Origin of the sequence: Acidovorax sp. HMWF018 (genome assembly GCF_003061035.1) — a bacterium.
GTDB classification, from domain to species: domain Bacteria; phylum Pseudomonadota; class Gammaproteobacteria; order Burkholderiales; family Burkholderiaceae_C; genus Acidovorax; species Acidovorax delafieldii.
The window spans coordinates 15,938-21,594 of record NZ_QAIM01000306.1 but is presented as its reverse complement, the minus strand read 5'-3'; the positions used below and the strand labels follow the sequence as shown (position 1 = coordinate 21,594).

The window sequence follows — 5,657 nt, the reverse complement described above, 5'->3', positions numbered from 1 at the left end:
CAGCGCGCCACGGCACGCAGCCACAGCGGAATGGACAGCGCCGCACAGACAAAATAGGCCGCGAGGAACATGGGCTCCTGCGCCGGCGGGGCCTGCAGGCGGTCTTGAATGAAGAACAGCACCAGCGTGGCCGGGATGGCACTGGCGATGCCGTTGAGCATGAACACGGCCAGCAGGCGGCGAAAGGCAGCCCGTCCCCAGGGCCGCCACAGGCTGGCGCGCTGTGCCGGTCGGTACACGCCTGCCACGGCCTCAGCATGGTCTGCGGGGCGTGGGGCTCTGGTCCACGCCCACCAGCCCAGCAGCAGGGTGAGGGCAAACACACTGAGCATCACCGGCAGGCCCAGCAGCGCGGGCAGCACCGAAGCCAGCACCACGCCCACCAGCGCGGCGCCCTCACGCCAGGCCACGATGCGGCCGCGCTGCAGCTCATCGCCACCCAGCCGTGCGCCCCAGGACTGGTGCGCAATGCCCAGCTGGCTATAGGCCGTGTAGGTGATGAGCAGTGCCACCAGCGCCCACGCAATCAATGCATCGGCCCCACGCACCCACGGAAAGAACAGGCTGGTCAGCCCCAGTGCCAGCACCACGGCCGACACCGCGCCCACCGCCAGCACGGCGCGCACCGAGCGGCCGAACAGGTGGTCGGACAGACGCCCCAGCAGCGGGTCGGACACCGCGTCAAACAGCCGCGCCGCCAGCAGCACCGAGCCCAGCGTGGCCAGTGGCATGCCGAACTCGCGTGCGTAGTGGTTGGGCAACAGCACATACAGCGGCAGCGCCACAAAAGCCAGCGGCAGGCCCAGCAGCCCATAGGCCAGGCCTTGGCTGGCGCGCATGGGCGTGGTGGTGGTCATTGCTGCCCTTGTCCCGCCGTGCGGGTGGCCGCGATCAGCTCTTGCCGCAGTCCGGGTTCGGAGGTCTGCGGCGACAGCCAGATGCCGAAGAACAGGCGCGAGAACTCGGCGTCAGGCACTTCGCCAACCACCCGCCCGCCCATCTTGAACACGGCGCCCGTGCCGGGCTGGTACAGGCCCAGCAGCCGGTCGCCGGCCTTCACATCCGGCAGCGCGGCGGTCAGTGCCTGCTGCCAGCGCGCGGCCTGCTGCGGCGTGAAGCTGCCCACGCGGCGCATCTCTTCGATGGAGCGCTTGGCAATGGCCTCGGCCGAAAAATCGCGGTGGTAAGTCAGCTCCAGCGCCAAGGGGTGGGCGGCGTAGTTGTCGGCATCAAAACCGGGCTGCACCCACAGCCGCGCACGGTAGATCTCAAACCCCAGAAACCGCAGCACGCCCTGGCCGACCAGGCGGGCCCCCGACAGCGGGGCTGCGGCGGCTGCGCTGGCCTCTGCAACCTGCGCCAGCGCGGTTTGAGGGCCAAAAGCCATCAATGCGCTAGTGAATATTGCGGTGGCAGCTATATTTTTCATAGCAATCATCAGTCCTTGGCCAGGGTGTACTGCACCAGGTCGATGTTGCTCATCGCAAACGCCGCCTCGCAATACGCCAAGTAGAACTCCCAGATGTGCATGAAGCGCTCGTCAAACCCCAGCTGCAGGATCTGCGTGCGCTGCGCGAGGAAACGCTCGCGCCACCGCTTGAGGGTTTCGGCGTAGTCCTGGCCAAACGCAAACTCGTCGACCACGCGCAGACCTGCCGCCTCGGCTTCGCGGCGGAACTCGCGCGGACACGGCAGGCAGCCACCCGGGAAGATGTACTGCTGGATGAAATCCGTGGAGCTGATGTAGCGCTCAAACAGGCTGTCGTCGATGACGATGCTCTGGATGCAGGCCCGGCCGCCGGGCTTGAGCAAGCGGTTCACCGACTGGAAGTAGGTAGGCCAGTATTCGCGGCCCACGGCCTCGACCATCTCGATGGAGCAGATGGCGTCGTATGGGCCGTCCTGGATGTCGCGGTAGTCCTGCAGGCGCAGGTCGGCGTGCTCGGCCACCCCTTGCTGCGCCATGCGCTTTTGCGCGAAGGCGAGCTGCTCGGTGGAGAGTGTCACGCCCGTCAGGTGGGCGCCGAATTCGACGGTCGCCATCTCGGCCAGCGCGCCCCAGCCACAGCCGATCTCCAGCACCCGGGAATTTGGCTGCACACCGGCCATGCGCAACGCGCGCCGCACCTTGGCGTGCTGGGCAGCGCGCATGTCGCCGCCTGCATCGCCTTCGAACCAGGCGGACGAGTAGTTCATCGTGTCGTCCAGCCAGAGTTCGTAGAACGCGTTGCCCAGGTCGTAGTGGGCGTGGATGTTCTTCTGGCTGTTGGCGCGGGTGTTGCGGTTGAGCAGGTGCTTGATGCGGTACAGCAGGCGGCCGGCCCAGGTGCCGTAGATCACGCCTTCCACCTGCTGGCGGTTGGCGATGAAGAGCTTGAGCAGATCGGTCAGGTGTGGGGTGGTCCAGTCGCCCGCGATGTAGCTCTCGGCAAAGCCGATGTCGCCCGACTTGAGCGCTGCGCTGCAGACATTCCAGTTCTTGAGCGTGATCGCCGCCGACGGGCCATCGCCGTGCCCGAAGTGCTGCAGGGTGCCGTCAGGCAACTGCACCGTGAGGTGGCCGTGCTGCAGGCGCTGCAGCAGCCTGAGCGCGGTGCGGGCGGCTGCCGGCGTGCCTGCGGGCAGAGCCTGCGCGTTGCGGTCGGAGCGGGTGGCGGTGGTGGAGTTCATGGCGGCGGTCTCGCGGGGCTGGAACGACATGGAGATCAACGGGTCACGATGGAGGCAGGCGCCTCGGGCTTGCGATGGAAACGCACGCGCTTGAGCCACAGCTGCAGCGCGTGCCAGTGGATGCGGGCAATGATGGCCAGCGTCATGGCGGGGTAGCCCCAGAGCGCCTGGCGCAGGGTCTGTGCGGTGATGGCCTGCAGGGTGCCGCTCACGCTGGTCTGGATGAGCGGGCCGGTGTCGTCGTCGTGGTCGATACGCACCACGGTGCGGCCTGCGTCCTGTGCACCGGCCTCGGTGCGCATGAAGCGAAAGCGGTAGCCACCGCTCACCTCGCAGAATGGCGACACGTGGAACACCTTGCGTGCCTGCTGTTCCACGCCGTACTGCGGCGCATCCAGCAGGTAGCAGTGGCGCTCGCCAAAGGTGTTGTTCACTTCCACCACGATGGCGCGCAGGTGGCCATCGGCACGGTGGCAGTACCAGAAGCTCACGGGTTTGAAGGTGTAGCCCAGCACACGGGGGTAGCAGTGCAGCCACACCTCACCTGTGGCGTCGGTGATGCCTTCGGTGCGCAGCAACTCGTCCAGCCAGGCCAGCGCCCCGCCCTGCGCGGCGCCGCGGCCGTCGCCGTGGTCCGCATCGTGGAAGCTGATGGCGCCACGCCGGTTCACAGCCAGCTCCCCACGCATGCCGGGCAGGCTGCGCATCGGCAGCATCAGGAAAAACGTGGGGTAGGCGAACGCATGCCGCCGGGGCCGCAGCCGCGTGTGGCGCACCTGGCCGAAGCCGATCAGGGGCGCTGCGGTGGGGGCCGGCGCGTGGCTCACGCAGCCTCCGCCAGGGGGGCCGGCAGGGCGGCCAGCAATTGCTCGGCCACGGCCAGGCCCGATTTGAGGCCGTCTTCGTGGAAGCCGTAGCCCGTCCAGGCGCCGCAGAACCAGGTGTGCTGCTGCCCTTGCAGCTTGCCCACCTGCTGCTGCGCGCGGATGGCGGCCATGTCGAACACCGGGTGGGCGTATTCGTAGCTGCCGATCACGTGTTCGGGCGCTATGTCGCGCACCGGGTTGAGCGACACCACCACGGGCTGCGCAAAGGGCACGGGCTGCAGCTGGTTGATGAGGTAGTGCAGGCACACGCGGGCCGACTCGCGGCTGCGTTGCGGCGCACGTTCGTAGTTCCACGCGGCCCAGGCGGCGCGGCGCGCCGGCAGCACGGACGTATCGGTGTGCAGGACAGCGCGGTTGGCCTGGTAGCGAATGGAACCCAGCACCGCGCGCTCGTGCGGCGTGGGCTGGGCCAGCAGGGCGAGCGACTGGTCCGAATGGGTGGCCAGCACCACCTTGTCAAAGTGCTCGGTGTGGCCTGCAGTCACCACGCGCACGCCGGCGGCATCGCGCTCGATGCGGCGCACGGGGGTGTTCAGGCGCTTGTCGGCAATGCCCGCCACGATCTTGTCCACGTAGTGGCGCGCTCCGCCGGACACCGTCCACCACTGCGGGCGGTTGCTCACCTGGATCAGGCCATGGTTGTGGCAGAACCGGATCATGGTGGCCACGGGGAACTTCAGCATCTGGTCGGTGGGGCAGCTCCAGATGCAGCCCAGCATGGGCAGGAAGTACCAGTCGCGGAAGGCGTCGCCAAAGCGGTGCTCGCGCAAGAAGTCGCCCAGGGGCTGCATCAGCGCGGCCTCGGCCTGCTTTTCGGCAATGCGCGTGCACAGCTTATTGAAGCGCAGCAGGTCGCGCAGCATGCCCAGAAAGCGCGGGTTGACCAGGTTGGAGCGCTGGGCAAACACGGTGCTGAGGTTGGTGCCGCTCCACTCCAGGGCTCTGCCCCCGCCCAGGGCTGCGGGCACCTGCACCGAGAACGACATGTCCGACTTGGCCGTCTCCACGCCCAACTCGGCCAGCAGGCGGATCAGGTGCGGGTAGGTGCGCTCGTTGAACACCAGAAAGCCGGTGTCCACGCCGTGGGTGACTGGGTTGCCTGACGCATCGGGCAGGGTGACATCGACGGTGTGGGTGTGGCCGCCGAAGTAGTCGCCCGCCTCAAACAGCGTGATGTCCGCCTGGCCGCGCAGCTGGTGCGCGACGGAGAGCCCGGAGATGCCGGAGCCGATGATGGCGATTTTCATGACCGGCTCCCTCTGGCCGGTGCACGGAATAAAAAGGTTGCGAAGCGTCCCGAAACGAATAAGAGAGGGAGGGAGGAGAAGCGCTCCAGGAGGTCAGTCGGAACCCGGGGGCCCGAAAGGCTTCGCAACATTAAAACTGTACGCTGCGCAATCGTCTTGCGCAATGGATAGAGTGAGGCCGCCCCGGCGAAGTTCCAGAGGCCTCCTGTATTTTTTTTCAAGAAATGTAAAGAAGTCATTGCGCTCACCGGGGTGTGGGCAGGGCGAGCTGCTGTTCGATGGCACGCACCAGGCCCTTGTTGTCCGGCCCGGTCAGGCTGGAGTAGTTGTCCACCAGCTTGCCGTCGCGCCCCAGCAGGTATTTGTGGAAGTTCCAGCGGGGCGCCGTGCCCGACAGCTGCGCCAGTTGCTGGTACAGCGGCGAGGCCTCCGGGCCCTTCACGCTGCTTTTGGCAAACATGGGAAATTTCACCCCGAAGGTGTTTTCGCAGAAGTCGGCGATTTCCTTGTTGCTGCCTTTTTCCTGGGCAAAGTCGTTGGACGGGAAGCCCAGCACCACCAGCCCCTTGTCCTTGTAGCGGGCATACAGCTCTTCCAGCCCCTTGTACTGGCCGGTAAAGCCACAGAAGCTGGCCGTGTTGACCACCAGAACCACTTTTCCGCTGTACTGGCAAAGCGACTGCGGCTTTTCGTCCTGCAGGCGCGGAAAGGTGTGCTGCAGCGTGGCCGGGCACGCTGCAGGCGCATCGGCCGCTTGGGCGGCGGGCGCCAGCAGCAGCCAGGCCGCCAGCGCGGTGGCTGTCGAGAGGAGTCTTGTAAGGCGGTTCATAGGGCTTTGGGCAGTGAGTGCGGC

6 protein-coding genes are annotated in these 5,657 nt (G+C 66.9%); all 6 read right to left on the bottom strand.

The window, feature by feature from the left end; all coding sequences use genetic code 11:
* Window positions 1-857: MFS transporter (locus tag DBR23_RS11715; protein ID WP_108498353.1), on the bottom strand; the 857-nt coding region annotated here is incomplete at its 3' end.
* Complete coding sequence (locus DBR23_RS11710; protein ID WP_056057555.1) at window positions 854-1,387, bottom strand: chalcone isomerase family protein; 534 nt, start codon at window positions 1,385-1,387, stop codon at window positions 854-856. The genes DBR23_RS11715 and DBR23_RS11710, both read right to left, overlap by 4 nt.
* A gap of 50 nt (window positions 1,388-1,437) precedes the next feature.
* Complete coding sequence (locus tag DBR23_RS11705) at window positions 1,438-2,670, bottom strand: cyclopropane-fatty-acyl-phospholipid synthase family protein (protein ID WP_056057551.1); 1,233 nt, start codon at window positions 2,668-2,670, stop codon at window positions 1,438-1,440.
* A 35-nt stretch (window positions 2,671-2,705) separates the two neighbouring features.
* Window positions 2,706-3,497, bottom strand: coding sequence for a DUF1365 domain-containing protein (locus DBR23_RS11700; RefSeq protein WP_108498352.1), 792 nt, complete (start codon window positions 3,495-3,497; stop codon window positions 2,706-2,708).
* A complete protein-coding gene (locus DBR23_RS11695; RefSeq protein WP_108498351.1) occupies window positions 3,494-4,804 on the bottom strand; it encodes an NAD(P)/FAD-dependent oxidoreductase in 1,311 nt (436 codons plus the stop codon). Before DBR23_RS11695 ends, DBR23_RS11700 begins: the two co-directional genes overlap by 4 nt.
* A gap of 244 nt (window positions 4,805-5,048) precedes the next feature.
* Entirely contained in the window at window positions 5,049-5,633 is a 585-nt protein-coding gene (locus DBR23_RS11690; protein WP_056742863.1) for a glutathione peroxidase, read from the bottom strand.
* Window positions 5,634-5,657: the final 24 nt, after the last annotated feature.